At 59.6% G+C, this 23,759-nt stretch carries 29 protein-coding genes; 11 read left to right on the forward strand and 18 right to left on the reverse strand.

The annotated features are described in order from the left end of the window. Nucleotides 1-38: 38 nt before the first annotated feature. The 10 genes from hisC to FXO12_RS13180 all read right to left on the reverse strand — a co-directional run bounded on the left by hisC (nucleotide 39) and on the right by FXO12_RS13180 (nucleotide 8,064). Nucleotides 39-1,091, reverse strand: a complete 1,053-nt coding sequence (gene hisC, locus FXO12_RS13135; RefSeq protein ID WP_054897013.1) for a histidinol-phosphate transaminase — start codon at nucleotides 1,089-1,091, stop codon at nucleotides 39-41. Between the two features lie 3 nt (nucleotides 1,092-1,094). Next, complete coding sequence (hisD, locus tag FXO12_RS13140) at nucleotides 1,095-2,411, reverse strand: histidinol dehydrogenase (RefSeq protein ID WP_057976865.1); 1,317 nt, start codon at nucleotides 2,409-2,411, stop codon at nucleotides 1,095-1,097. 128 nt (nucleotides 2,412-2,539) lie between these two features. Continuing rightward, nucleotides 2,540-3,175, reverse strand: a complete 636-nt coding sequence (gene hisG, locus FXO12_RS13145) for an ATP phosphoribosyltransferase (RefSeq protein WP_003188599.1) — start codon at nucleotides 3,173-3,175, stop codon at nucleotides 2,540-2,542. Nucleotides 3,176-3,386: 211 nt separating this feature from the next. Further along, the gene (murA, locus tag FXO12_RS13150) at nucleotides 3,387-4,652 is read right to left on the reverse strand and encodes a UDP-N-acetylglucosamine 1-carboxyvinyltransferase (RefSeq protein WP_034126315.1); all 1,266 of its coding nucleotides are present in this window, start codon (nucleotides 4,650-4,652) and stop codon (nucleotides 3,387-3,389) included. Nucleotides 4,653-4,675: 23 nt separating this feature from the next. Further along, nucleotides 4,676-4,915: a BolA family protein gene (locus tag FXO12_RS13155; protein WP_003188597.1), complete on the reverse strand. Its 240-nt coding sequence runs from the start codon at nucleotides 4,913-4,915 to the stop codon at nucleotides 4,676-4,678. Nucleotides 4,916-5,029: 114 nt separating this feature from the next. After that, the gene (locus tag FXO12_RS13160) at nucleotides 5,030-5,335 is read right to left on the reverse strand and encodes a lipid asymmetry maintenance protein MlaB (RefSeq protein ID WP_003188596.1); all 306 of its coding nucleotides are present in this window, start codon (nucleotides 5,333-5,335) and stop codon (nucleotides 5,030-5,032) included. Beyond that, entirely contained in the window at nucleotides 5,332-5,979 is a 648-nt protein-coding gene (locus FXO12_RS13165) for a phospholipid-binding protein MlaC (RefSeq protein ID WP_054919319.1), read from the reverse strand. The genes FXO12_RS13160 and FXO12_RS13165 overlap by 4 nt, the downstream gene beginning before the upstream one ends. A gap of 11 nt (nucleotides 5,980-5,990) precedes the next feature. Continuing rightward, nucleotides 5,991-6,458, reverse strand: coding sequence for an outer membrane lipid asymmetry maintenance protein MlaD (mlaD, locus tag FXO12_RS13170; protein ID WP_003188593.1), 468 nt, complete (start codon nucleotides 6,456-6,458; stop codon nucleotides 5,991-5,993). Further along, nucleotides 6,458-7,255: a lipid asymmetry maintenance ABC transporter permease subunit MlaE gene (gene mlaE / locus FXO12_RS13175; RefSeq protein ID WP_003188592.1), complete on the reverse strand. Its 798-nt coding sequence runs from the start codon at nucleotides 7,253-7,255 to the stop codon at nucleotides 6,458-6,460. The genes mlaD and mlaE overlap by 1 nt, the downstream gene beginning before the upstream one ends. Continuing rightward, entirely contained in the window at nucleotides 7,255-8,064 is an 810-nt protein-coding gene (locus tag FXO12_RS13180; protein WP_003188590.1) for an ATP-binding cassette domain-containing protein, read from the reverse strand. Before FXO12_RS13180 ends, mlaE begins: the two co-directional genes overlap by 1 nt. Nucleotides 8,065-8,374: 310 nt before the next feature. Between FXO12_RS13180 and FXO12_RS13185 the strand changes: the two genes are divergently transcribed. The 10 genes from FXO12_RS13185 (at nucleotide 8,375) to FXO12_RS13230 (ending at nucleotide 15,383) form a co-directional block, all read left to right on the forward strand. Next, nucleotides 8,375-9,349 (forward strand): KpsF/GutQ family sugar-phosphate isomerase, encoded by a 975-nt coding sequence (locus tag FXO12_RS13185; RefSeq protein WP_034126314.1) that lies wholly within the window; start codon nucleotides 8,375-8,377, stop codon nucleotides 9,347-9,349. Then, nucleotides 9,350-9,874, forward strand: a complete 525-nt coding sequence (locus FXO12_RS13190) for an HAD family hydrolase (RefSeq protein ID WP_054897015.1) — start codon at nucleotides 9,350-9,352, stop codon at nucleotides 9,872-9,874. It abuts the gene before it with no gap. An 8-nt stretch (nucleotides 9,875-9,882) separates the two neighbouring features. After that, nucleotides 9,883-10,455: an LPS export ABC transporter periplasmic protein LptC gene (lptC, locus tag FXO12_RS13195; protein WP_014716937.1), complete on the forward strand. Its 573-nt coding sequence runs from the start codon at nucleotides 9,883-9,885 to the stop codon at nucleotides 10,453-10,455. After that, the gene (gene lptA, locus FXO12_RS13200) at nucleotides 10,442-10,975 is read left to right on the forward strand and encodes a lipopolysaccharide transport periplasmic protein LptA (RefSeq protein WP_032893554.1); all 534 of its coding nucleotides are present in this window, start codon (nucleotides 10,442-10,444) and stop codon (nucleotides 10,973-10,975) included. Before lptC ends, lptA begins: the two co-directional genes overlap by 14 nt. Then, on the forward strand, nucleotides 10,975-11,700 hold the full coding sequence (lptB, locus tag FXO12_RS13205; protein ID WP_003188582.1) for an LPS export ABC transporter ATP-binding protein: 726 nt from the start codon (nucleotides 10,975-10,977) through the stop codon (nucleotides 11,698-11,700). Before lptA ends, lptB begins: the two co-directional genes overlap by 1 nt. A 184-nt stretch (nucleotides 11,701-11,884) precedes the next feature. After that, on the forward strand, nucleotides 11,885-13,378 hold the full coding sequence (locus tag FXO12_RS13210; protein ID WP_034126312.1) for an RNA polymerase factor sigma-54: 1,494 nt from the start codon (nucleotides 11,885-11,887) through the stop codon (nucleotides 13,376-13,378). 75 nt (nucleotides 13,379-13,453) lie between these two features. After that, nucleotides 13,454-13,759 (forward strand): ribosome hibernation-promoting factor, HPF/YfiA family, encoded by a 306-nt coding sequence (hpf, locus tag FXO12_RS13215; protein ID WP_003171804.1) that lies wholly within the window; start codon nucleotides 13,454-13,456, stop codon nucleotides 13,757-13,759. A gap of 10 nt (nucleotides 13,760-13,769) precedes the next feature. After that, complete coding sequence (gene ptsN / locus FXO12_RS13220; protein WP_034126311.1) at nucleotides 13,770-14,234, forward strand: PTS IIA-like nitrogen regulatory protein PtsN; 465 nt, start codon at nucleotides 13,770-13,772, stop codon at nucleotides 14,232-14,234. A 2-nt stretch (nucleotides 14,235-14,236) separates the two neighbouring features. Further along, on the forward strand, nucleotides 14,237-15,094 hold the full coding sequence (rapZ, locus tag FXO12_RS13225) for an RNase adapter RapZ (protein ID WP_034126310.1): 858 nt from the start codon (nucleotides 14,237-14,239) through the stop codon (nucleotides 15,092-15,094). 16 nt (nucleotides 15,095-15,110) lie between these two features. Further along, nucleotides 15,111-15,383 (forward strand): HPr family phosphocarrier protein, encoded by a 273-nt coding sequence (locus FXO12_RS13230; protein WP_003188577.1) that lies wholly within the window; start codon nucleotides 15,111-15,113, stop codon nucleotides 15,381-15,383. A 117-nt stretch (nucleotides 15,384-15,500) separates the two neighbouring features. Here FXO12_RS13230 and FXO12_RS13235 read toward each other — a convergent pair whose 3' ends face one another. The 6 genes from FXO12_RS13235 to pmbA all read right to left on the reverse strand — a co-directional run bounded on the left by FXO12_RS13235 (nucleotide 15,501) and on the right by pmbA (nucleotide 20,754). Then, a complete protein-coding gene (locus FXO12_RS13235) occupies nucleotides 15,501-16,394 on the reverse strand; it encodes a ZIP family metal transporter (protein WP_160049683.1) in 894 nt (297 codons plus the stop codon). A 32-nt stretch (nucleotides 16,395-16,426) separates the two neighbouring features. Beyond that, nucleotides 16,427-17,038, reverse strand: a complete 612-nt coding sequence (locus FXO12_RS13240; protein WP_034126308.1) for a superoxide dismutase — start codon at nucleotides 17,036-17,038, stop codon at nucleotides 16,427-16,429. Between the two features lies 1 nt (nucleotide 17,039). Continuing rightward, complete coding sequence (locus tag FXO12_RS13245; RefSeq protein WP_034126307.1) at nucleotides 17,040-17,468, reverse strand: hypothetical protein; 429 nt, start codon at nucleotides 17,466-17,468, stop codon at nucleotides 17,040-17,042. 27 nt (nucleotides 17,469-17,495) lie between these two features. Next, nucleotides 17,496-18,872, reverse strand: coding sequence for a lyase family protein (locus FXO12_RS13250; RefSeq protein ID WP_160049684.1), 1,377 nt, complete (start codon nucleotides 18,870-18,872; stop codon nucleotides 17,496-17,498). Then, complete coding sequence (locus FXO12_RS13255) at nucleotides 18,865-19,260, reverse strand: hypothetical protein (protein ID WP_003188570.1); 396 nt, start codon at nucleotides 19,258-19,260, stop codon at nucleotides 18,865-18,867. The genes FXO12_RS13250 and FXO12_RS13255 overlap by 8 nt, the downstream gene beginning before the upstream one ends. A 147-nt stretch (nucleotides 19,261-19,407) precedes the next feature. Continuing rightward, nucleotides 19,408-20,754: a metalloprotease PmbA gene (gene pmbA, locus FXO12_RS13260; RefSeq protein WP_034126305.1), complete on the reverse strand. Its 1,347-nt coding sequence runs from the start codon at nucleotides 20,752-20,754 to the stop codon at nucleotides 19,408-19,410. 108 nt (nucleotides 20,755-20,862) lie between these two features. On the opposite strand from pmbA, the gene yjgA reads away from it, so the two are divergent. Further along, nucleotides 20,863-21,384, forward strand: a complete 522-nt coding sequence (yjgA, locus tag FXO12_RS13265) for a ribosome biogenesis factor YjgA (protein ID WP_003188568.1) — start codon at nucleotides 20,863-20,865, stop codon at nucleotides 21,382-21,384. Nucleotides 21,385-21,429: 45 nt separating this feature from the next. Here yjgA and tldD read toward each other — a convergent pair whose 3' ends face one another. Together tldD and FXO12_RS13275 are read right to left on the reverse strand one after the other, a co-directional pair. Next, on the reverse strand, nucleotides 21,430-22,872 hold the full coding sequence (gene tldD, locus FXO12_RS13270) for a metalloprotease TldD (protein ID WP_003188566.1): 1,443 nt from the start codon (nucleotides 22,870-22,872) through the stop codon (nucleotides 21,430-21,432). Nucleotides 22,873-22,888: 16 nt separating this feature from the next. Continuing rightward, nucleotides 22,889-23,737, reverse strand: coding sequence for a carbon-nitrogen hydrolase family protein (locus FXO12_RS13275; protein ID WP_054897020.1), 849 nt, complete (start codon nucleotides 23,735-23,737; stop codon nucleotides 22,889-22,891). Between the last annotated feature and the right edge of the window lie 22 nt (nucleotides 23,738-23,759).

Raw genomic sequence — 23,759 nt, forward strand, 5'->3', positions numbered from 1 at the left:
CAGGCAAGCCAGCTCCCACATTTGATTTTCAGCGTCTGTCAGAGCTCGCCGAGCCCGTCGATCAGCGCCTGGTTCTGCTCCGGTGTCCCGATGCTGATGCGCAGGAACTGAGCAATCCGCTCCTGCTTGAAGTGCCGCACGATCACCCCTTGCTCACGCAACTTGGCGGCAAGCCCTGCAGCGTCATGCCGCGGGTGACGCGCAAAGATGAAGTTCGCTGCCGACGGCAATACCTCAAACCCCTTGCCCTGCAATTGCGCGACGACCTGGTTGCGGCTGTCGATCACCCACTGACAGGTTTTCTCGAAATATTCACGGTCGTCAAACGCGGCCGCCGCGCCAACAATCGCCAACCGATCCAACGGGTAGGAGTTGAAGCTGTTCTTGACCCGCTCCAGAGCTTCGATCAGGTCTGGGTGGCCCACGGCCAGGCCCACACGCAAACCGGCCAGTGAGCGCGATTTGGACAGGGTCTGGGTCACCAGCAGGTTCGGGTAACGGTCTACCAGGCTGATGGCAGTTTCGCCGCCGAAGTCGATATAGGCTTCATCGACCACCACCACCGAATCCGGGCTGGCCTTGAGGATCTGCTCCACCGCGTCCAGCGCCAGTACGCAGCCGGTGGGTGCGTTAGGGTTGGGGAAGATGATCCCGCCGTTGGGCCTGGCATAGTCAGTGGCCCGAATCTGGAACTGTTGGTCCAGTGGCACCGCGTCGAACGTGATGCCGTACAGGCCGCAGTACACCGGGTAGAAGCTGTAGCTGATATCCGGGAACAGCAGCGGCAGATCGTGCTGGAACAGACCATGGAAGATGTGCGCCAAGACTTCGTCGGAACCGTTGCCGAGGAACACCTTGCCGGCATCGATCCCGTAATACCTGGCCACGGCCTGCTTGAGCAGGTCGCTGTTGGGGTCCGGGTACAGGCGCAAGTTGTCGTTCAACTCGGCCTGCATTGCCGCCAGCGCCTTGGGCGATGGGCCGTAGGGGTTTTCGTTGGTGTTGAGCTTGACCAGCTTGGTCAGCTTCGGTTGCTCACCGGGTACGTAAGGCACCAGGTCCTTGACGAAAGGGCTCCAGAATTTGCTCATGCCTTACTCTCCCTTGACGATGCGGTATTCAGCGCTGCGTGCGTGCGCGCTGAGGGATTCACCACGGGCCAGCACCGAGGCGGTCTTGCCCAGTTCGGAAGCGCCTTGTGGCGAGCAGAAGATAATCGACGAGCGCTTCTGGAAGTCGTACACCCCCAGCGGCGACGAGAAACGCGCAGTACCGGAGGTTGGCAACACGTGATTGGGGCCGGCGCAATAGTCACCCAGGGCTTCGCTGGTGTGACGGCCCATGAAGATCGCCCCAGCGTGACGGATCGATGGCAACCAGGCCTGTGGGTCCGCTACGGACAGCTCAAGGTGCTCCGGTGCGATGCGATTGGCCACTTCAATGGCCTGCTCCATGTCACGCACCAGAATCAGCGCACCACGGCCGTTGATCGACTTCTCGATGATCTCGGCACGCTCCATGGTCGGCAGCAGCTTATTGATGCTGGCGGCGACCTTGTCGAGGAACTCGGCATCGGGGCTGACCAGGATCGCCTGGGCGTCTTCATCGTGCTCCGCCTGGGAGAACAGGTCCATGGCGATCCAGTCCGGGTCGGTCTGGCCGTCACACACCACGAGGATTTCGGAAGGACCGGCAATCATGTCGATACCGACCTGGCCGAACACATGGCGTTTGGCGGTGGCGACGTAGATATTGCCGGGGCCGACCACTTTGTCGACCTTCGGCACGCTTTCGGTGCCATAAGCCAGCGCTGCGACGGCCTGGGCGCCACCGATGGTGAACACACGGTCCACACCGGCGATGCAGGCGGCAGCCAGCACCAGCTCGTTGATTTCGCCACGCGGGGTCGGCACCACCATGACCACTTCGGTCACACCTGCGACTTTGGCCGGGATCGCATTCATCAATACCGACGATGGATACGACGCCTTACCGCCCGGCACGTACAGACCGGCGCGGTCCAGTGGCGTGACCTTCTGGCCCAGCACAGTGCCGTCGGCCTCAGTGTAGCTCCAGGAGTCCTGCTTCTGCTTTTCGTGATAGCTGCGTACCCGCGCCGCAGCGACTTCGAGGGCTTCGCGCTGCGGTGCGGTGATGCGCGTCAGCGCAAGCTCCAGGCGTTCACGCGGCAGGATCAGGTCAGCCATGGACTGCACGTCCAGGCCGTCGAACTGGCGGGTGAAGTCCACCAGCGCTGCATCACCGCGCTCACGCACGGCCTTGATGATTTCGAGCACCCGCTGGTTGACCGAGTCGTCGGACACGCTTTCCCAGCTCAGCAGATGATCCAGATGATGGGCGAAATCCGGGTCGGCAGCGTTGAGTCGGGCAATTGCAGTGGACGTGGTCATAGCGAGGGCCTCAATAGAATTGGCAAAAACTCAGGCGCCCTAAACTAGCAGTCGTTTCCGCTTGGGCACCTGAGAATTCTGGCTATGAGGCGGATAGACGGGCGTAGCTCTTCAGCTACGCGGGTGAGTCAACCGCGGTGTCGAGACTCCACTGCCTTGCGCAGGGTGTCGATCAACGCCTGGATACGGGCGTGCTGCATCTTCATTGATGCTTTGTTGACGATCAGGCGGGAGCTGATGTCAGCGATAAAATCCTGGGGCTCCAAACCGTTGGCGCGCAGGGTGTTGCCGGTGTCGACAACGTCGATGATCTTGTCCGCCAGGCCGATCAGCGGTGCCAGCTCCATGGAGCCGTAGAGCTTGATGATATCGACCTGACGGCCTTGTTCGGCGTAATAGCGCTTGGCAACGTTGACGAACTTGGTGGCGACCCGCAAGCGGCCCTTGGGTTCGACATCACCGACGCGGCCGGCGGTCATCAGCTTGCACAGTGCGATGCGCAGGTCCAGGGGCTCGTACAGGCCCTGGCCGCCGTATTCCATCAGCACGTCCTTGCCGGCAACACCCAGGTCGGCGGCGCCATGTTCAACGTAGGTCGGCACGTCGGTAGCCCGCACGATCAGCAGGCGCACGTCGTCCTGGGTCGTGGGGATGATCAGCTTGCGGCTCTTGTCCGGATTCTCGGTCGGCACGATGCCCGCTTCAGCCAGAAGCGGCAACGTGTCGTCAAGGATGCGGCCCTTGGACAGTGCGATGGTCAACATGGGAAATGTCAGTCCTTCATCAGGCTATTGCTGTCCGGTCGCAAACGGCGCCAGACACAGATCGAGGCCATGACAGCCTCGATTTGAAACAAACCAGTCAACAACAAACTGTGGCGAGGGAGCTTGCTCCCGCTGAGACGCGAAGCGGCCCTCGAAGAGCGGGACTGCTACGCAGTCCAGCGGGAGCAAGCTCCCTCGCCACAAACAGGGACTAGCCCGGTACGCGGCGAATCTTCGCGCCGAGCATCTGCAGTTTCTCTTCGATGCACTCGTAACCACGGTCTATGTGGTAGATGCGGTCGATCAGGGTGTCACCTTCGGCGCACAGTGCCGAGATTACCAGGCTGGCCGAGGCACGCAGGTCGGTTGCCATTACTGGCGCGCCCTTGAGCTTGTCGATCCCGGTGACGATGGCGGTGTTGCCTTCGACCTGGATCTTGGCGCCCATGCGGTGCAGTTCATACACGTGCATGAAGCGGTTTTCGAAGATGGTCTCGATCACGGCACCGGTGCCTTCGGCAATCGCGTTCAAGGAGATGAACTGCGCTTGCATGTCGGTCGGGAACGCCGGGTACGGAGCGGTACGCACGTTGACGGCTTTTGGCCGCTTGCCGTGCATGTTCAGCTCGATCCAGTCTTCGCCGGTGGTGATCTCTGCGCCGGCTTCCTTGAGTTTTTCCAGGACGGCTTCCAGGATGGTCGGATCGGTGTCCTTGACCTTCACACGGCCACCGGTCACGGCAGCGGCAACCAGGTAGGTACCGGTCTCGATGCGGTCAGGCATGACTTTGTAGGTGGCGGTGTGCAGACGCTCTACACCATCAATAGTGATGGTGTCGGTGCCAGCACCGGAAACCTTCGCGCCCATGGCGTTGAGGAAGTTGGCCAGGTCGACCACTTCCGGCTCGCGTGCGGCGTTCTGCAACACGCTGCGACCGTTGGCCAGAGCAGCGGCCATCATGATGTTCTCGGTACCGGTGACGCTGACGGTATCAAAGAAGAAGTTCGCGCCGCGCAGGCCGCCTTCCGGCGCCTTGGCCTTGATGTAGCCGCCTTCGACGTCGATGACTGCGCCCATGGCCTCAAGGCCACGGATGTGCAGGTCGACCGGACGCGAACCAATGGCGCAACCGCCAGGCAAGGCTACTTCGGCTTCGCCGAAACGGGCAACCATAGGGCCCAGCACCAGGATCGACGCACGCATGGTTTTCACCAGTTCGTACGGAGCGACCAGGGTCTTGATGGTGCGTGGGTCGATTTCGACGGCCAGCTTCTCGTCGATCACCGGCTCAATGCCCATGCGACCGAACAACTCGATCATGGTGGTGATGTCGTGCAGGTGCGGCAGGTTGGCCACAGTCACCGGGCCATCGCACAGCAGGGTCGCTGCCAGGATCGGCAAGGCGGAGTTTTTCGCACCGGAAATGCGAATCTCGCCATCAAGGCGGGCACCGCCGGTAATAATCAATTTATCCATAAGAATCTCGACGCCTTGGGGGCTCAGGTGCGCTCGGCCCAGGCCGCGCGGCTGAAAAATTTCATAGTGACCGCATGGATGCTGCCATCGGTGATCCATGGGTTCAAATGGGCATAGATCTGCTGCTGACGCTTGACCGGGCTCAATGCCGCCAGTTCATCGCTAATCACGTTCAGCTGGAAATTGCAGCCTTCGCCTTCGACTTCTACAGTCGTTTCAGGCAGCTTTCCTTCAAGGAAGCTCTTAACTTCTAGGGCCTGCATGCTCAACCTCTATCGGCGCCCAGTGCGCACGGGTCGCACATCATACAAAAAAGCCCCGCGCCTGCGAACCCCGCATAGCAGGACTCTGACGGGGGGCTTCTTTAATAATGTGTATCAGGGATGCGCCAGCAGCTCGGTCAAACCGGAAACTTCGGCAATTTCGCGCATGTCTTCTGGTAACGCACGGATGCTTACCGGCTTTTTCGCCGCCTCGGCATCACGCATGAAGCACAGCAACAACGACAAGCCGACGCTGCTGGACTTGGTCACCGCCGAGCAATCAAGCACCAGCTCTGGCGCCTTGCTGGCCTTGATCAGCGCCTGGCCCTGCTTGCGCAGGTCAGGCCCGGTGCGGTAATCCAGCACGCCGCTGAGGAACAGCTCGCCGGCGTCGCCGATACGAACAGCCGACTCGGTCATTGCGCAGGCTTCCCGGCAGCTTTATCGGTTTCTTCCTTGGCCTTGGCCACTTCACCGGCCCAACCATTGATGGTCTTGTCCAGATCGTTGCCATTGCGCTGCATCGCGTCGGCGAACTGATCACGGAACAGCTTGCCGATGTTGATACCGTTGATGATCACGTTACGCAGTTTCCACTCACCGTTGATCTTCGTCAGGGTGTAGGACACAGGGTACACGGCGCCATTGCTGCCGGAGACTTTCATTCCGACTTCGGCACGGTCGCCCGACTCGTCCTTGGGCGCATCAACGATAATGCCCTGGTTGTTGTATTCCAGCAGAGCGTTACCGTAGAACTGGAACAGCCCCTTCTTGAAGTTTTCCTGGAACGTCTGCATTTGCGCAGGCGTAGCTTTGCGCGAATATTTGACCGTCATGATGCTTTTGGAGATGCCTTCAGCATCGACCACAGGGCCAACGATCGTGTTGAGCGCGTTGTAGAACCTGGAAGGGTCTTGCTTGTACTGTTCTTTATTAGCCTTGAGGTCAGCCAGCATTTTGCTGGTGGTGTCCTGCACCAAATCGTGGGCAGAACCTGCCGCGTTGGCCATCATCGGCAATGCTGCAAGCAGTACCAGCAGGCCACGTCGCAAGGTAGAGATCATGAACAGATTCCTCATTTAGCGTCTTTATTGACCGTATTGAGCAAAAATTTCCCGATCAGGTCTTCAAGCACCAGCGACGACTGTGTGTCGTGGATGGTCGAACCATCCTTGAGCAGGGCTGTTTCCCCCCCCACGCTGACCCCGATGTACTTCTCGCCCAGCAAACCCGCAGTGAGGATAGATGCCGTGGAGTCAGTTGGCAGATTATCTACCTTCTTGTCCAGTTGCATCGTCACCCGACCGGTAAAGCTGTCGCGATCCAGATCGATTGCCGTGACCTTGCCGATGGTGACACCGGCCATGGTCACTTTGGATCTGACCGTCAAACCGGCGATATTGTCGAAGTACGCGTAAAGTTTATAGGTATCGGCGGTAGGGCTGGCCGAAAGGCCACTGACTCGCAGGGCCAGCAACAGTAAAGCCAGGATGCCAGCCAGCAAGAAAAGGCCGACACCGATTTCCACAGTGCGGTTTTGCATCAGAAATCTCCAAACATCAAGGCGGTCAAAATGAAGTCAAGGCCCAGTACCGCCAACGAAGCGTATACAACGGTCTTGGTAGTGGCACGGCTGATCCCCTCTGAAGTGGGCTCACAGTCATAGCCTTGGAATACGGCAATCCAGGTCACCACAAAGGCAAAGACAATGCTCTTTATGATGCCGTTGAGCACGTCACCGGTGAAGGTCACGCTGTTTTGCATGTTGGCCCAGTAGGAGCCGTCGTAGACCCCCAGCCAGTCAACCGCCACCCACGAACCACCCCAGATACCCACCACGCTGAAGATCATTGCCAGCAGTGGCAGGGAAATGAAGCCGGCCCACAGGCGCGGGGCAACAATGTACTTGAGCGGGTCCACGCCGATCATTTCCAGGCTGGACAGCTGCTCAGTGGATTTCATATTGCCGATTTCAGCGGTCAGCGCCGAACCTGCACGCCCCGCGAACAACAAGGCGGTAACCACCGGGCCAAGCTCACGCAACAGGGTCAGGGCCACCATCTGCCCTACCGCCTGCTCCGAGCCGTAGCTGGACAGGATATTGAAACCCTGCAGCGCCAGCACCATGCCGATGAATACGCCGGAGACCACGATGATCACCAGGGACATCACCCCCACCGAGTGCAGCTGCTTGACCAGCAGGCCAAAGCCGCCGCCGATACCGCCGCGCCCCAGCAAGGCGTGAAACAGGAAAATGGTCGAACGCCCCAGCACTTCGACGATGTCGATGCCCGAGCGACCGAAAAGGCGAACCTTCTCGATAAGAGATGTCTTGCGCATCAGCGCTTCCCCAGAAGATCTGAGCGGTAGTCCGCTGCCGGAAAGTGAAAAGGCACCGGGCCATCGGGGTTGCCGGTCATGAATTGGCGAATGCGCGGGTTATCGGCGTTCATCAGCTCTTCAGGCGTACCCTGCCCCAGCACCTGACCATCACCCACTACATACAGGTAGTCGGCGATGCTCGCGGTTTCGGCCAGGTCGTGGGAAACCACGATGCTGGTGATCCCCAATGCATCGTTGAGCAGGCGGATCAGGCGCACCAACACGCCCATGGCGATCGGGTCCTGACCCACGAATGGCTCGTCATACATGAGGATCTGTGGGTCGAGGGCAATCGCCCGCGCCAGGGCGACACGGCGCTTCATGCCGCCGGACAACTCGTCCGGCATCAGGTCGATGGCGCCGCGAAGCCCTACGGCCTGCAGTTTCAACAACACGATGTCACGAATCATCTCATCGGACAGCTGGGTGTGCACCCGCAGCGGGAAGGCTACGTTTTCGAACACATCGAGGTCGGTGAACAGCGCGCCGCTCTGGAACAGCACGCCCATATGCTTGCGCGCATCGAACAGATCGCTACGCGACAGCGTTGGCAGGTTCTGGCCGTTGACCCACACTTCCCCGGCACTGGGGCGCAATTGCATGCCCATCAGGCGCAACAGGGTGGTCTTGCCGCAACCGGAAGGCCCCATGATGCCCGTGACCTTGCCGCGAGGAATGCGAATATCGACGTTATTGAAGATGCTGCGCGTACCGCGCTTGAAGGTAAGACCCTTCAGCTCGACCGCGTAGGCGTTATCGGCACTCATCTAATCTCCTTGGGATGCAGCCTTTCACTCAGACACCATGTGTGCGACTTTGGTTTTCAACAGATGCGCAATAGTTGAGCACATGGGTTGGGCGGACCGAACTGGCGGCGAACTATATCACTGCTGGTACAGAGCCCCCAAGGCCGGAACAGCGCTGGTTCAGATTTGAGACAGGGAAAAAACGTTGCTTGCTATGTTACCGACGGTGGTTTTCAGTTATCCCGCGCACAAAGCCTGACGAACTTGCGTGAGGGAATTGATCATTACCGCTATAATCGCCGACTTTTCGTCAGGCTATACGATTTCAGACATGAGCCAATCCAGCGACCTTATTCAATCCGCACAACGCACCATACGCCTTGAGCTTGAAGCCGTAGAGGGCTTGCTGGCGCATATCGACGCGGATTTCGTGCGCGCCTGCGAGATGATTCTGGCCAGCAAGGGCCGCGTTGTGGTGGTCGGCATGGGCAAGTCCGGCCACATTGGCAACAAGATCGCAGCGACCTTGGCGAGCACCGGGACCACCGCGTTTTTCGTGCACCCGGCCGAAGCCAGCCACGGCGACATGGGCATGATCACCAAGGACGACGTGATCCTCGCCCTGTCCAACTCCGGTACTACCAACGAAATCGTGACCCTGCTGCCGCTGATCAAGCGCCTGGGCATCCAGATGATCAGCCTCACTGGCAACCCTGAGTCAACGCTGGCCAAGGCCGCCGACGTCAACCTGAACGTGCACGTAGCCCATGAGGCCTGCCCGCTGAACCTGGCGCCCACCTCCTCCACTACCGCCGCGCTGGTAATGGGCGATGCCCTCGCGGTGGCACTGCTGGAGGCCCGCGGGTTTACGGCCGAGGACTTCGCATTTTCCCATCCGGGTGGCGCACTGGGCCGTCGCCTGCTGCTGAAAGTGGAAAATGTCATGCATCGCGGCGCCGAGCTGCCGAGCGTTCCACGCGGCACCCTGCTCAGGGATGCGCTGATGGAAATGACCCGCAAGGGCTTGGGCATGACTGCCATCGTCGAAACCGATGGCCGACTGGCAGGGATATTCACCGACGGTGACCTGCGTCGCACCCTGGACCGCACCATTGATATCCATACCGCGACCATCGACGCAGTGATGACCCCTCACGGTAAGACCGCGCGCGCCGAAATGCTCGCGGCCGAAGCGTTGAAAATCATGGAAGATCACCGCATAGGCGCTCTTATCGTGGTCGACGACGATGACCGGCCGATCGGGGCCCTTAACCTTGGCGACTTGCTGCGCGCAGGAGTGATGTAAATGAACAGCGACCTGTTGCAACGCGGTAAAGACATCAAGCTGGCGATTTTCGACGTTGACGGCGTGCTGACCGATGGCCGCCTGTACTTCCTCGAAGACGGCAGCGAATTCAAGACCTTCAACACCCTCGACGGCCAAGGCATCAAGATGCTGATGGCAGCAGGCGTGCAAACCGCAATTATCAGCGGTCGAAAAACACCGGTTGTGGAACGCCGTGCACAAAACCTCGGTATTCCTCACCTGTATCAGGGCCGCGAGGATAAACTGGTGGTGCTGGACGAGCTTCTTGGCCAACTCAACCTAAGCTATGAACAAGTCGCCTATCTGGGCGACGACCTGCCAGACCTGCCGGTGATTCGCCGGGTGGGCCTGGGCATGGCCGTCGCAAATGCCGCGGCGTTTGTCCGCGAACACGCCCATGGCATCACCACCGCCCGTGGCGGCGAGGGTGCCGCCCGCGAGTTCTGCGAGTTGATCCTGCGTGCCCAAGGCAGTCTTGAAGCGGCCCACGCCGCCTACCTATAGAGCGTTATATGCTGAGTAAAAAGATTCGCAACTTCCTGTTATTCGGGGTCATCGCCGCGCTGCTCCTGGCGGTGGGCTACTGGAATATCAGCCCGGAGCGCTTTCTCGACAAGCCTGTTGCACAGGTTGACGAAGGCCTTATCGACTATTACGCCACCAATGCCTACAGCATTCAGTATCTGCCCGACGGCAAGGTGCAGTATGAGATGACATCGGACAAGGTCGAGCACTTGAAGGCTTCCGAAGTCAGCCTGCTGACCAATCCGGACCTGAACCTGTATCGCGGCACCGAATTTCCCTGGCACGTGACCAGCAAGCGTGGCGAAGTCAACCCTGACGGCACCGAAGTTGAACTGATCGACTCGGTTCGCGTCGCACGTACAGACGCGCAGAACCGCGACACCATCATTACCAGCAGTCGCATGACCGTATTCCCACAGAAGCAATATGCGCAGACCGAGCAAGACGTTAGAATCGACGGCGCTGGCGGTGTATCGACTGGCAAGGGAATGAAAGCGTATTTGAAAGAAAGCAGGATACACCTGCTATCGAACGTAAGAGGACAGTATGAGGCTCGTTAAAACTCTCCCTATTTTGCTCGGTCTGGGCGCAGCACTGGGAAGCGTGAGCGCCTGGGCTCTGCCGAACGATAGCCAGCAACCGATCCACATCTCGGCTGACGATGCGCAGCTCGATGACAAGCAAGGTGTCGCCACCTACACCGGCGGCGTGATCATCACCCAAGGCTCGATGAAGATTACCGGCAACACGGTGACCCTGACTCGTACCAAGACCGGCGATATCGATGTGGTGACTTCGGTCGGCAACCTGGCTTATTTCGAGCAGAAGCAGTCCGCTACCGATACAGGCCCCATGAAAGGCTACGGCAAGACTATCCAGTATCACGCCCAGCAGAACCGCATCGTACTGATTGATCAGGCCAAGGTGCTGAGCCCGGACGGCAACTCCACGGAAGGTGAAAAAATCACCTATGACACCGTGAAGCAGATCGCTAACGCCGGTCGCGCCAACGGCAACAAGGTCACCGCACCCCGCCCACGCATCGACATGGTTATCCAGCCGAAGAAGAAGGCCGAGTAATGGCAACCCTGAAAGCCCAGCATCTGGCCAAGGCCTATAAAAGCCGCCAGGTGGTACGCGACGTCAGCCTGTCGATCGACAGCGGCCAGATCGTCGGCCTGCTCGGTCCTAACGGTGCCGGCAAAACCACCTGCTTCTATATGATCGTCGGGCTGGTCCAGGCGGACCAGGGTCGCGTATTGATCGACGACCTGGACGTCAGCCACCAACCCATGCACGGTCGTGCACGGGCAGGTATCGGCTATCTTCCGCAGGAGGCGTCGATCTTCCGTAAACTGTCGGTAGCCGACAACATCATGGCGATCCTCGAGACCCGCAAGGAACTCGATCGCGATGGCCGCCGCCAGGAGCTGGAAAGCCTGCTGCAGGAATTCCACATCAACCATATTCGCGACAACCTCGGCATGAGCTTGTCCGGTGGTGAACGTCGTCGCGTGGAAATCGCCCGCGCCCTGGCGACCGCGCCGAAATTCATCCTGCTGGATGAACCCTTTGCCGGCGTCGACCCGATTTCGGTGGGCGACATCAAGCAGATCATCCATCACCTCAAGGCCAAGGGCATTGGCGTGCTGATCACCGATCACAACGTGCGCGAAACCCTCGATATCTGCGAAACCGCGTATATCGTCAACGATGGTCAGCTGATTGCCGAAGGCGATGCCGAAACCATCCTGGCCAACGAGCTGGTGAAGGAAGTGTACCTGGGTCACGAGTTCCGCCTGTAAACACAGGGGTATCGCGCTCTTACCTGGAGCGTGCGGGAGTCAATGGAAACCTCGGTTTTTTTATTGTTACCGCGCTCTAGGCAAAGGCCCCGAGATCAGGCATATAATTTGCTTATGTTTGGCGCTCACGCGCCCTGTCGTGGATGGCGCATTGCGCCGGCGAATAAGGTGTTAAGCCCCTGCCATGAAACCATCGCTAGTCCTGAGAATGGGCCAGCAGCTGACGATGACACCGCAGCTGCAACAGGCCATCCGCCTGCTCCAATTGTCGACCCTGGACCTGCAACAGGAGATCCAGGAGGCCCTGGAGTCCAATCCGATGCTCGAACGCCAGGAAGAAGGCGACGACTTCGATAACGCAGATCCTCTGGCCGATAACATCGAGCAAAAACCCAATTCCGACGTGCAGGAACCCTCCTATCAGGAAACCGCCCCGACGGTGGACAACCTGGAGGAAGGCGACTGGAACGAACGCATTCCCAACGAGCTTCCCGTGGACACCGCCTGGGAAGACGTCTACCAGACCAGCGCCAGCAGCCTGCCAAGCAGCGATGATGACGAGTGGGATTTCACTACCCGCACGTCGGCGGGCGAGAGCCTTCAGAGCCACTTGCTGTGGCAACTGAACCTGGCGCCGATGTCCGATACCGATCGCCTGATCGCGGTCACCCTGATCGATTGCATCAATAATCAGGGTTACCTGGACGAAACCCTCGACGAGATCCTCGAGGCCTTCGACCCGGAACTGGATATCGAACTGGACGAAATCGAAGCCGTCCTGCACCGCATCCAGCAATTCGAGCCCGCAGGCATCGGCGCACGCACACTCAGCGAGTGCCTGTTACTGCAACTGCGCCAATTACCGGCCAAGACGCCATGGCTCACGGAAGCGCAACGCTTGGTCAGTGACTACATCGACCTGCTGGGCAGTCGCGACTACAGCCAACTGATGCGCCGTATGAAGCTCAAGGAAGATGACTTGCGCCAGGTCATCGAACTGGTGCAAAGCCTCAACCCGCGTCCGGGCTCGCAGATCGAGTCCAGCGAAGCCGAATATGTGGTGCCCGACGTCATTGTGCGCAAGGACAACGAACGCTGGCTGGTGGAGCTGAACCAGGAGTCGGTACCGCGCCTGCGGGTCAACCCGCAATACGCAGGTTTTGTGCGCCGCGCCGACACCAGCGCCGATAACACCTTCATGCGCAACCAGTTGCAGGAAGCGCGGTGGTTCATCAAGAGCCTGCAAAGCCGCAACGAAACCCTGATGAAAGTCGCAACCCAGATCGTCGAACACCAGCGCGGTTTCCTGGAGTACGGCGACGAGGCCATGAAGCCTCTCGTGCTGCACGACATCGCCGAAGCCGTCGGCATGCATGAATCGACGATTTCCCGGGTTACCACGCAGAAATTCATGCATACCCCACGGGGTATTTATGAGCTGAAATACTTTTTCTCCAGCCACGTCAGCACCTCTGAAGGCGGTGAATGCTCGTCCACGGCGATCCGTGCGATCATCAAAAAACTGGTTGCCGCTGAAAATCAGAAAAAGCCGTTGAGTGACAGCAAGATCGCTGGTTTACTGGAGGCACAAGGCATTCAGGTCGCCCGTCGAACCGTCGCCAAGTACCGCGAGTCCCTAGGGATCGCGCCTTCCAGCGAGCGTAAGCGGTTGATGTGACGGGCGGGCCACAGCGTTCCAGTGGTGGGTATTCCTGCCCACCGCTTTATGCACTGGCAACGAAGGAGAAGCTGTATGCAAGTCAACATCAGTGGACACCAGCTGGAAGTCACCAAGCCCCTGCGTGAATACACCGAGAGCAAACTGAACAAGCTTGCGGGGCATTTTGACAAGATCACCAACGTGCAGGTCATCATGGAGGTCGATAAGCTCAAGCAGAAAATCGAGGCCACCCTGCACGTACCGAATGCCAAGCTCGTCGCCAATGCGGAACATGAAGATATGTACGCGGCCATTGACTCCCTCTACGACAAGCTCGACCGCCAACTCATAAAGCATAAGGAAAAGAATCTGCACCTGATGCAAGGTACAGGTCGTTAACTCTCCCCCCATGATCCGACTTGAAAACATCCTGACCCCCGGCCGTTCCCTCGTGAACGTGCCGGGCGGCAGTAAAAAGCGCGCCCTCGAACAAATTGCCAACCTGATCGCCCGGGAAATTCCGGATCTGGAGATGCAAGATGTCTTCGAAGCTCTGATTGCCCGTGAAAAACTCGGCTCCACCGGTTTTGGCAACGGCATCGCGATCCCCCACTGCCGCCTCAAAGGTTGTGATAAACCCGTGAGCGCGCTGATGCACCTAGACGCTCCGATTGATTTCGACGCCATCGACGGCGCCCCGGTCGACCTGCTGTTTGTGCTGCTGGTCCCGGAAGCCGCCACCGATGCGCACCTGGAACTGCTACGGCAGATCGCCAGCATGCTAGACCGCAAGGATGTACGCGACAAACTGCGCAGCGCTTCCAGCAATGAAGCGTTGTACCAAGTTGTCCTGGATGAACAAAACGGGCAGTAATCATGCGTTTGATCATCGTCAGCGGTCGCTCCGGCTCCGGTAAGAGCACCGCCCTCAATGTGCTTGAGGACAACGGCTTCTATTGCATCGACAACCTGCCTGCCGGCCTGCTGCCAGAGCTGGCGGAGCGTGCACTGATCCATACCGAATTGGCGCAGCCGCTCGTTGCGGTCTCGATTGATGCGCGCAACCTGCCCAGCCACCTCTCGCGCTTCCCGGAACTGTTGGAAGAAGTGCGTGCCAAGCACATTCATTGCGATGTGCTGTACCTGGATGCCGACGAAGAGACCCTGCTCAAGCGTTTCTCCGAAACCCGTCGACGCCACCCCCTCAGCAGCGCCAACCGTTCCCTGGCCGAAGCCATCGAGGACGAGACCAAGCTGCTCGGGCCGATCATTGACCTGGCCGACCTGAAGATCAACACCACCAACCTGAACCTGTATCAGTTGCGCGACGCGATCAAGCTGCGCCTGCTGAACCAGCCTGAGCCGGGCACAGCGTTTCTGGTCGAGTCGTTTGGCTTCAAGCGGGGCATGCCGGTAGATGCCGACCTTGTGTTCGATGTGCGCTGCCTGCCCAACCCTTACTGGAAACCGGAGTTACGCGACCAGTCCGGGCTGGATCAGCCCGTGATCGACTACCTGGCCGCACAACCGGACGTAGAAGAGATGTTCCTGGATATCTCCAGCTACCTGCTCAAATGGTTGCCGCGCTTTGCCGCCAGCAATCGAGCCTATGTCACCATTGCCATTGGCTGCACTGGCGGCCACCACCGCTCGGTCTATCTGACTGAGCGCCTGGGCCAGGTGCTGCAACAAACCCTCAAGAACGTCCAGGTTCGCCACCGCGACCTGAGTTGAAAGGAACACCTGCGCGATGCCTGCTCTGGAAATTGAAATCATCAACAAGCTGGGCCTGCACGCACGGGCGTCGGCTAAATTCGTCGGCGTGGCCGGCCAGTTCCCCTGCCAGATCCGTGCTGGGCGTACGCCAGAGTCCATGGTAGATGGCAAAAGCATCATGGCGATGATGATGTTGGCGGCCGGCAAAGGCACAAAAATTCATCTGAGCACCGAGGGCGAGCAAGAAGACGAAGCAATGGCCGCACTGGTCGAGTTGATCAACAACTACTTCGACGAAGGCGAATAACCCCCTTATGTAGGAGCGAGCTTGCTAGCGAAACGTCAACGATAACGCGGGCATCCTGGTTTAACGCAGTGTTCTCAGGTTTTTCGCGAGCAAGCTCGCTCCCACATGGAACCACCCTCAGCCCAACGCCGTATCCATCACCATCATCACGCAAAACCCGAGGCACAGCCCAAGGCTGGCAAGCTTTTCATGGCCATTGCGGCGCGACTCGGGGATGACTTCATGAGTCACTACCAGCAACATTGCCCCGGCGGCCAACGCCAAACCCAGCGGCAACAACACTTCGGCAAGGCTCACCAGCCATGCGCAGAGCACCGCAAATACCGGTTCAACCAAGCCCGATGCAGCGCCAATCAGGAAGGCTTTGATCCGCGACATTCCCGCCCCAGCCAATACCAACGCAATCACTAGCCCTTCAGGTACATCCTGCAAGGCAATGCCCATGGCGAGGCTGTCGGCATCCGCCATGCCTCCGCCCGCAGAAACACCTACAGCCATGCCTTCCGGGATATTGTGCGCAATGATCGCAAACACGAATAACCAGATACGCGGCGGGATAACCGGTTTATCCGGTGTACCCACCAGCATTTCCGGGCTGGCGCCAGAAACTTTGCGGTCTACGAGGTACAGGCCGAACGCCCCGAGCATGATGCCGAAGCTGATCAAGCCACCGGCCCCCCAAGGTGAAAGCCCCAGGTTTTCAGCGGCGGCGATACCCGGCACGACCAGGGAAAAAGCGGTTGCTGCCAACATCACACCGGCACCAAAGCCCAGCAAGGTATCGCTCAGCGCCATTGGCATGCGCCGAATCACCAACACCGGCACCGCGCCCAGCGCCGCGCCCAGCGCGCAGATCGCTCCACCCTGCAAAGCGCGCAGGATGCGCGGCTCTAGGTTCAACCAGGCCAGCCCATGGGCCACCAATAACGCAGTACCTGCCAATAGCAGCAGCGTGCCAAACGCATAACGAAACATTCGTACGCTACCGATCGCCAGTGTTTGAGTGCCCATAGTCGGCCTTAGATCTTGTTATGGAGTGAGTGTCAGGCCAAGGCCGCCTGATACCGCGCGGCAACTTCCGGCCAGTTGATGACGCTGTAAAATGCATTGATGTACTCAGGTCGTCGGTTTTGATATTGCAAGTAGTAGGCGTGCTCCCAAACGTCCAGGCCCAGCACGGGTGTATTGCCGCTCATCAGCGGGCTGTCCTGGTTGCCGCTGCTTTCCACCACCAGCGTTTTCTGTGGCGTGACACTCAACCAGGCCCAGCCGCTACCGAAACGCGTCAACGCCGCCTTGGTGAAGGCCTCCTTGAAGCTGTCGAAACCACCCAATTGCTCGTCGATAGCCTTGCCCAGCGCGCCCTCGGGTTTGCCGCCCCCTGTCGGTGACATGACCGCCCAGAACAACGAGTGGTTCGCATGCCCGCCTCCTTGGTTGACCACGGCAGCGCGTAATTTCTCCGGCAATGTTTCGACGCTGGACACCAGCTTCTCCACGGGCCAGCCGGCGAACTCAGTGCCCTCGACCGCGGCATTGAGGTTATTGATGTAGGTCTGGTGGTGTTTGGTGTAGTGAATTTCCATGGTTTGCGCGTCGATATGCGGCTCGAGGGCATCGTAGGCGTAAGGCAAGGCCGGCAAGGTATAGGTCATATCAATGTGCTCCATAATGGGACGTGGACGGTGGCGTCGCAGCACTTCCCAGCAGCCGATGAGTGCGCGGGTATTCGCCGTGATCGCTGATGAAATTCAGCAGCTCGACGTAGGTCTTGCTGCTCTGGCGCAACGCGGCCTCGCGCAGTGACGGGCTGAGGCGTGGGTCCTGCATGGTCTGCAAGAGGCGCTGATGGATAGCGCAGAGGTATTCGGCGCTTTCCTCAGGCTGGTTCAGGCGCAAGTGCAGGTCCGCCAGGTTGTGATGGGAAATGACACAGGCCGCCACTGCTTCGTCAGCATCCGCCCAGCGTTCGAACAACACTTGGGCCAGGGCCAGGGCTTGCAGATAGGCCTCGCGAGCGTCAACCAACTCGCCTGCCATAAAGCAGCGATTGGCCCGTTCGATCGTGCGTTTCCAGTGCTCCATGGTGAGCCTCCAAAGCAGGGTCGTTGATTACACGCCACCGGCGGTGAGCTTTTCCGGGTCCAGCAGGACTTCCAGTTGGCTGCGAGGCAGGTCGGTGTGTTCGAGGGCGACATCGATCACCGGGCGGCCTTGCTGATACGCCTTCTTGGCGATTTCAGCGGCTTTCTGGTAGCCGATGATCGGGTTAAGTGCGGTGACCAGAATCGGATTGCGCGACAGCGCTTCCTTGAGCTTGGGCTCATTGACCTTGAAGCTGGCAATGGCCTTGTCCGCCAGCAACCGGCTGGCATTGGCCAGCAATTCCAGGCTGCTGAGCAGGTTTTGGGCAATGATCGGCAGCATCACATTCAGCTCGAAGTTGCCCGATTGGCCGGCCACCGTGATCACTGTGTCATTGCCGATGACCTGGGCGGCCACCATGGCGGTCGCTTCCGGAATGACCGGGTTGACCTTGCCCGGCATGATCGAAGAGCCTGGCTGCAGCGCCTCCAGTTCGATTTCACCGAGGCCGGCCAATGGCCCGGAGTTCATCCAGCGCAGGTCATTGGCGATCTTCATCAGCGACACCGCCGTGGCTTTCAACTGGCCAGAGACTGCAACGGCGGTGTCCTGGGAGCCAATCAGCGCGAACAGGTTCTTGCCGGGCGTGAATTTCACCCCGGTCAAAAGGCTCAGTTGCTGGCTGAAGCGCCTGGCAAACTCGGGGTGTGCGTTGACCCCGGTACCGACCGCCGTGCCGCCCTGAGCCAATGCTTGCAGCGCCGGTAGCAGGTCCTGCAAGTGACCGATATTGGCCTTGAGCTGCTGCGCCCAGCCGTTCAGCACCTGTCTCATGCGCACCGGCATGGCGTCCATCAAATGCGTGCGGCCGGTCTTGATGAACGGGTGAACCGCCTCGGCTTTTTGCTCGATGACTTGCACCAGATGCAGCAGGGCCGGCAACGTTTGCTCGTGCAGCACCAACGCGGCACTGACGTGGATGGTGGTGGGGATGATGTCGTTGCTGCTCTGGCCGCAATTCACATGATCGTTGGGGTTGACCGCCTCGCCCAGCAAACGGCTGGCAAGGGTCGCGATCACTTCGTTGGCGTTCATGTTGGAACTGGTGCCGGAGCCGGTCTGGAAGATATCCACCGGGAAGTGCTGCATGTAGTCGCCTTCCAGCAAGCCTTGGGCGGCATCGACAATAGCCTTGCCCTGCCCTTCGCTGATTTGCTTGAGCTCGACGTTGACCTTGGCCGCGGCTGTCTTGGCCAGGATCAGGGCGCGGATGAATTGCGCCGGCATGGGTTGATGACTGATGGGAAAGTTGTTCACCGCACGCTGTGTTTGTGCGCCATACAAAGCTTCTTGCGGCACATGCAGTTCGCCCATGCTGTCGCGTTCGATACGGGTGTCACTCATCATTAGATCCTTGCACCAAGTCAGAAACGGAAATCGAAGGCAGTAATTCGCAGCTCGCCAATTGCCAGGCAAAGGTCTGCCAGCGCTTGAGGCGGCAGGCACAGTGGGAGAGTTTTTCCAAGTCGCGCAGTGGCCGCCAGGCTTGGTCCAGGCACAGGGAGCGCCAATGCCAGGGCAAGGCGACATCAGCGGCGGTGTCGATCAACAAACGAAATGAGGTTTCAGCGATCGTCCACGGATGGGTTGCGGTGCAACACGCCAGATACCGACCTTCGTTCAGGTAGTGCTCAATCAGGCGGGGTTCATTGGGATCCAGGCCACAGCGAATCTGGCGGCTCATCCAACGCCAGCTTTCCAGATAGGGATCCTCATGCAGGACAGAACTCATGAGCCACACTCATTCGGTAATGATATTTATTATTAAATGATATTGAGAATCAAAACAAGAGCAGCCCATTAATCCTGCCGTGACAAGGCAATAAAAAAAGGCGCGCCATCTTCGCGATGGCGCGCCTTTCAGGACGTGCGGGAGGGATTAGCTGCCAGCGACCGTCATGCGTTCGATCAGCACCGAACCCGTGCGAATATTGCTGCGCAGTTCCAGGTCGTTACCCACGGCAACGATCTGCTTGAACATATCGCGCATATTGCCGGCGATGGTCACTTCCTGGACGGCGAACTGAATCTCGCCATTCTCCACCCAGAAGCCCGCCGCACCCCGCGAGTAGTCACCGGTGACCATGTTCAGGCCATGGCCCATCAATTCAGTCACCAGCAACCCGCGCCCCATCCGCCGCAACAACGCCGCCTGGTCTTCATCACCGTGGGTCACGAACAGGTTATGCACACCGCCTGCGTTAGCGGTGCTTGGCAGGCCCAGCTTGCGGCCGGCATAAGTACCCAGCACATAGGACACCAGCTCACCCTTCTCGACAAACGGCTTGGCATAGGTCGCCAGGCCATCGCCGTCGAACGACGAACTGCCCATCGCGCGCATCAGATGCGGGCGCTCGTCAATGGTCAGCCACTCAGGGAACAGTTTCTGACCGATGGCGCCTTCCAGGAACGAAGACTTGCGATACAGGTTGCCACCGGAAATCGCGCCCAGGAAGCTGCCGAATAAACCACCAGCCAGCTCTGCGGAAAACAGCACAGGCACTTCGCAGGTCGGCACCGGGCGCGCGCCCAGGCGGCTCGCGGCCCGTTGCGCCGCACGCTGGCCAATGCTTGCAGGGTCTGCCAGTAAATCGCCTTGGCGGTTTACGTCGTACCAGTAATCACGCTGCATCTGCCCATTGGCTTCGGCAATCATCACGCAACTGAGGCTGTGACGCGTGGAGGCATAACCACCGATAAAGCCATGGCTGTTGCCGTAGACGCGGCAACCCTGATGAGTGCTCAAGGTGGTGCCGTCCGCATTCTTGATGCGGGCATCGGCATCGAACGCTGCCGCTTCGCAGGTCAGCGCCAGCTCGATGGCTTGCTCAGGGGTGATATCCCAGGCATGGAACAGGTCGAAATCCTGCACATCCTTGGCCATCAGCGCCTTGTCGGCCAGGCCCGAGCTTTCATCCTCGGAGGTGTGCTTGGCAATCGCCAGTGCTGCGGCGACGGTCTCGCGAATCGCCTCCGGCCCACTGGCCGAGGTGCTGGCCGAACCTTTGCGCTGGCCCGCATACAAGGTGATGCCAAACCCTTGGTCGCGATTGAATTCAACCGTTTCCACTTCCCGCTGGCGCACCGAAGTCGACAACCCTTGCTCCAGCGACACCGCCACTTCACAGGCGCTGGCCCCCTGGCGCTTGGCTTCGGCAAGGATCTGCTCGACTTGTTCCTGCAGTGCCGGTAACGCTTGTGGACCGACGCTTTGGGCTGCACTCATGGTTTTCTCCACTCAAATTCTGCTTTCGGTAATGGCCATCGAGCGACCGGGCCGGACAAGCGGCCCCCGACTGGTTATCATGGCGGCGTTTCTTTGCGGACTGCCACCATGGTTGATTCTTACGACGACTCCCTCGATGGGGAGAAAAGCAAAACCCAGGTCAAACGTGAGCTGCATGCTCTGGTTGACCTTGGCGAGCGCCTTACAACGCTCAAAAAGGATTTGGTTGCCAAACTGCCACTGACCGACGAAATGCGTCGGGCCCTGGCCGATGCGCCCAAGCACACCGCGAATATCGCGCGTAAACGGCACATCTCGTTTATCGGCAAACTGATGCGCGACCAAGACATTGACGCCATTCTGACTTTGCTCGATCAAACCGATGCCTCCACTCGCCAGTACAACGAACGCTTCCACAACCTCGAACGTTGGCGTGACCGCCTGATCTCGGGCGATGACGCGGTGCTGGAGAAATTCGTACTGGACTATCCGGACGCGGACCGCCAGCAATTGCGCTCCCTGATCCGTCAGGCCCAGCACGAGCTGGCGCATAACAAGGCGCCGGCCACCAGCCGTAAAATCTTCAAGTACATCCGTGAGCTGGACGAGACTCAACGCGGTCTGCGCTGATCCTCTTCCCCGGGTGGCGGTCTTCGCCACCCGAAGCTCCGGCTCCTACGATCCCGTGCCACCCACGGTAATCGCATCAATTTTCAACGTTGGCTGGCCGACACCTACCGGCACCGACTGCCCATCCTTGCCGCACGTGCCCACGCCGCTGTCCAGCGACAGGTCGTTACCGACCATCGACACCTTGCTCATGGCTTCCGGCCCGTTACCAATCAGCGTCGCCCCTTTGACCGGCGCGGTAATCTTGCCGTCTTCGATCAGGTACGCCTCGCTGGTGGAGAACACGAACTTGCCGCTGGTGATATCCACCTGGCCGCCGCCGAGGTTGGCGCAGTAGATACCGCGTTTTACCGAGGCAATGATTTCTGCCGGATCGCTTTGACCACCGAGCATGTAGGTGTTGGTCATGCGCGGCATCGGTAGATGCGCATAGGACTCACGACGACCGTTACCGGTGCGCGCCACGCCCATCAGGCGGGCGTTGAGCTTGTCTTGCATGTAGCCCTTGAGCACGCCGTTCTCGATCAGGGTGGTGCATTCGGTCGGCGTGCCTTCGTCATCGACGCTCAGCGAACCACGGCGGCCGGCCAGGGTGCCGTCATCGACAATGGTGCACAGCTTGGACGCAACCATTTCGCCCATGCGCCCGCTGTAGGCGGAACTGCCCTTGCGGTTGAAATCGCCCTCCAGGCCATGGCCCACGGCTTCGTGGAGCAACACGCCAGACCAACCCGAACCCAGCACCACCGGCAAGGTGCCGGCCGGCGCGGGAATCGCTTCCAGGTTGACCAATGCCTGGCGCAGCGCCTCACGGGCATAGCCCATGGCACGGTCGTCAGCAAGGAAATAACGGTAGTCGGTGCGCCCACCGCCGCCATGTCCGCCGCGCTCGCGGCGCCCGTTCTGTTCGACGATCACACTCACATTGAAACGCACCAGCGGCCGTACATCCGCCGCCAGCCCACCGTCGGTGGACGCCACGAGGATGCGCTCCCACACGCCAGCCATGCTCACGGTCACTTGCTGGATACGCGGGTCCAAGGCACGGGTAGCAGCGTCGATACGCTTGAGCAGCTCTACCTTTTCCGCACGACTGATCACTTCCAAGGGGTTATCCGGCGCATACAACTGCGCCACGTCCTGGGTACTGAACGCCTGCACCGTGCCATTCTGCCCGGCACGGGAGATCGAACGGGCGGCACGCGCCGCCAGGCCCAGGGCCTCCAGGGTGATCGCATTGCTGTAGGCAAATCCGGTCTTCTCACCCGATTGCGCGCGAACGCCTACGCCCTGGTCAAGGTTGAAACTGCCTTCCTTGACGATCCCATCTTCCAACGCCCAGGACTCGGAAATCTGCCCCTGGAAATACAGGTCAGCCGCATCGATACCCGGCCCGGCCAGATCGCCAAGTACGGTTTGCAGGCTTTCGATGGTCACGCCACCGGGTGCCAGGAGGTGATCACTGACTGAGGACAACAACTCGCTCATAGGTTTGGCCTTAAATTCATCGTTCTGAAGCAGGCCGCTGCGCGCCCTGCGAGAAAAAGCGCCGGTGATTGGCCACCGGCATGCGCGCCCGTATCGACGCCTGTTCACTGCTGTCGCGTTCGGCCAGTAACACCGCTTCGCCTTGATCCTGTTGCGCCAGCACTCGGCCCCAAGGGTCGACAATCGCCGCATGGCCAAACGTTTCCCGTGGGCCTGGGTGCACACCGCCTTGGGCGGCTGCCAGCAGGTAGCACTGGGTTTCGATGGCACGTGCGCGAATCAGCACATCCCAGTGTGCAGCCCCGGTCACCGCCGTGAAGGCCGAGGGCGCGGTAATCAGTTCAGCCCCCGCCGCACGTAACTCGCTGTACAGCTCGGGGAAACGCAGGTCGTAACACACCGTCAACCCCACACGGCCCACCGGCGTATCCGCCACCACCACATGGTTACCGAAAGCATAGTCGTCAGATTCGCGATAACGACCGCGAGCATCCGCCACGTCCACATCAAACAGATGGAGTTTGTCGTAGCGAGCGACGATTTCACCCTGATCATTGATCAGCAGCGAGCAAGCATTGGGTTTGGCGTGGGGCTGGTCCTTGGGCGGCAGCGGCAATGTGCCGGCCACTATCCATAAGGTGAGGTCGCGGGCGGCCTGTTTCAACCAGGGCAGCACAGGCCCTTGGCCCAACGCCTCGGCACGGCCTATGTCGGCCAGGTCGCGGCGGCCCATGGCGGCGAAATTCTCTGGCAGCACCGCGAGTTTCGCACCATCGGCCGCCGCCTGCTCCAGCAGGCGACGCGCCTGGGCGAGGTTGGCCAGCACGTCACTCTGGCTGACCATTTGAATTACCGCAAAGGACATGGGCCGACACTCCATACAGGGC

This window comes from Pseudomonas sp. J380 (genome assembly GCF_009827115.1).
GTDB lineage: Bacteria > Pseudomonadota > Gammaproteobacteria > Pseudomonadales > Pseudomonadaceae > Aquipseudomonas > Aquipseudomonas paracarnis.

Excerpts from the sequence above, each read along its gene's own strand:
- hisG (WP_003188599.1), bottom strand. The coding sequence starts at position 3,175 with ATGTTGACCATCGCACTGTCCAAGGGCCGCATCCTTGACGACACGTTG.
- FXO12_RS13245 (WP_034126307.1), bottom strand. The coding sequence starts at position 17,468 with ATGGAGCACTGGAAACGCACGATCGAACGGGCCAATCGCTGCTTTATG.
- FXO12_RS13250 (WP_160049684.1), bottom strand. The coding sequence starts at position 18,872 with ATGAGTGACACCCGTATCGAACGCGACAGCATGGGCGAACTGCATGTG.
- tldD (WP_003188566.1), bottom strand. The coding sequence starts at position 22,872 with ATGAGCGAGTTGTTGTCCTCAGTCAGTGATCACCTCCTGGCACCCGGT.
- rapZ (WP_034126310.1), top strand. The coding sequence starts at position 14,237 with ATGCGTTTGATCATCGTCAGCGGTCGCTCCGGCTCCGGTAAGAGCACC.
- FXO12_RS13160 (WP_003188596.1), bottom strand. The coding sequence starts at position 5,335 with ATGACCGAGTCGGCTGTTCGTATCGGCGACGCCGGCGAGCTGTTCCTC.
- murA (WP_034126315.1), bottom strand. The coding sequence starts at position 4,652 with ATGGATAAATTGATTATTACCGGCGGTGCCCGCCTTGATGGCGAGATT.
- FXO12_RS13185 (WP_034126314.1), top strand. The coding sequence starts at position 8,375 with ATGAGCCAATCCAGCGACCTTATTCAATCCGCACAACGCACCATACGC.
- lptC (WP_014716937.1), top strand. The coding sequence starts at position 9,883 with ATGCTGAGTAAAAAGATTCGCAACTTCCTGTTATTCGGGGTCATCGCC.
- hisD (WP_057976865.1), bottom strand. The coding sequence starts at position 2,411 with ATGACCACGTCCACTGCAATTGCCCGACTCAACGCTGCCGACCCGGAT.
- FXO12_RS13190 (WP_054897015.1), top strand. The coding sequence starts at position 9,350 with ATGAACAGCGACCTGTTGCAACGCGGTAAAGACATCAAGCTGGCGATT.
- FXO12_RS13180 (WP_003188590.1), bottom strand. The coding sequence starts at position 8,064 with ATGAGTGCCGATAACGCCTACGCGGTCGAGCTGAAGGGTCTTACCTTC.
- FXO12_RS13255 (WP_003188570.1), bottom strand. The coding sequence starts at position 19,260 with ATGAGTTCTGTCCTGCATGAGGATCCCTATCTGGAAAGCTGGCGTTGG.
- mlaD (WP_003188593.1), bottom strand. The coding sequence starts at position 6,458 with ATGCAAAACCGCACTGTGGAAATCGGTGTCGGCCTTTTCTTGCTGGCT.
- FXO12_RS13235 (WP_160049683.1), bottom strand. The coding sequence starts at position 16,394 with ATGGGCACTCAAACACTGGCGATCGGTAGCGTACGAATGTTTCGTTAT.
- ptsN (WP_034126311.1), top strand. The coding sequence starts at position 13,770 with ATGATCCGACTTGAAAACATCCTGACCCCCGGCCGTTCCCTCGTGAAC.
- hpf (WP_003171804.1), top strand. The coding sequence starts at position 13,454 with ATGCAAGTCAACATCAGTGGACACCAGCTGGAAGTCACCAAGCCCCTG.
- FXO12_RS13275 (WP_054897020.1), bottom strand. The coding sequence starts at position 23,737 with ATGTCCTTTGCGGTAATTCAAATGGTCAGCCAGAGTGACGTGCTGGCC.
- FXO12_RS13165 (WP_054919319.1), bottom strand. The coding sequence starts at position 5,979 with ATGATCTCTACCTTGCGACGTGGCCTGCTGGTACTGCTTGCAGCATTG.
- FXO12_RS13210 (WP_034126312.1), top strand. The coding sequence starts at position 11,885 with ATGAAACCATCGCTAGTCCTGAGAATGGGCCAGCAGCTGACGATGACA.
- yjgA (WP_003188568.1), top strand. The coding sequence starts at position 20,863 with ATGGTTGATTCTTACGACGACTCCCTCGATGGGGAGAAAAGCAAAACC.
- hisC (WP_054897013.1), bottom strand. The coding sequence starts at position 1,091 with ATGAGCAAATTCTGGAGCCCTTTCGTCAAGGACCTGGTGCCTTACGTA.
- lptB (WP_003188582.1), top strand. The coding sequence starts at position 10,975 with ATGGCAACCCTGAAAGCCCAGCATCTGGCCAAGGCCTATAAAAGCCGC.
- pmbA (WP_034126305.1), bottom strand. The coding sequence starts at position 20,754 with ATGAGTGCAGCCCAAAGCGTCGGTCCACAAGCGTTACCGGCACTGCAG.
- mlaE (WP_003188592.1), bottom strand. The coding sequence starts at position 7,255 with ATGCGCAAGACATCTCTTATCGAGAAGGTTCGCCTTTTCGGTCGCTCG.
- lptA (WP_032893554.1), top strand. The coding sequence starts at position 10,442 with ATGAGGCTCGTTAAAACTCTCCCTATTTTGCTCGGTCTGGGCGCAGCA.
- FXO12_RS13240 (WP_034126308.1), bottom strand. The coding sequence starts at position 17,038 with ATGACCTATACCTTGCCGGCCTTGCCTTACGCCTACGATGCCCTCGAG.
- FXO12_RS13230 (WP_003188577.1), top strand. The coding sequence starts at position 15,111 with ATGCCTGCTCTGGAAATTGAAATCATCAACAAGCTGGGCCTGCACGCA.
- FXO12_RS13155 (WP_003188597.1), bottom strand. The coding sequence starts at position 4,915 with ATGCAGGCCCTAGAAGTTAAGAGCTTCCTTGAAGGAAAGCTGCCTGAA.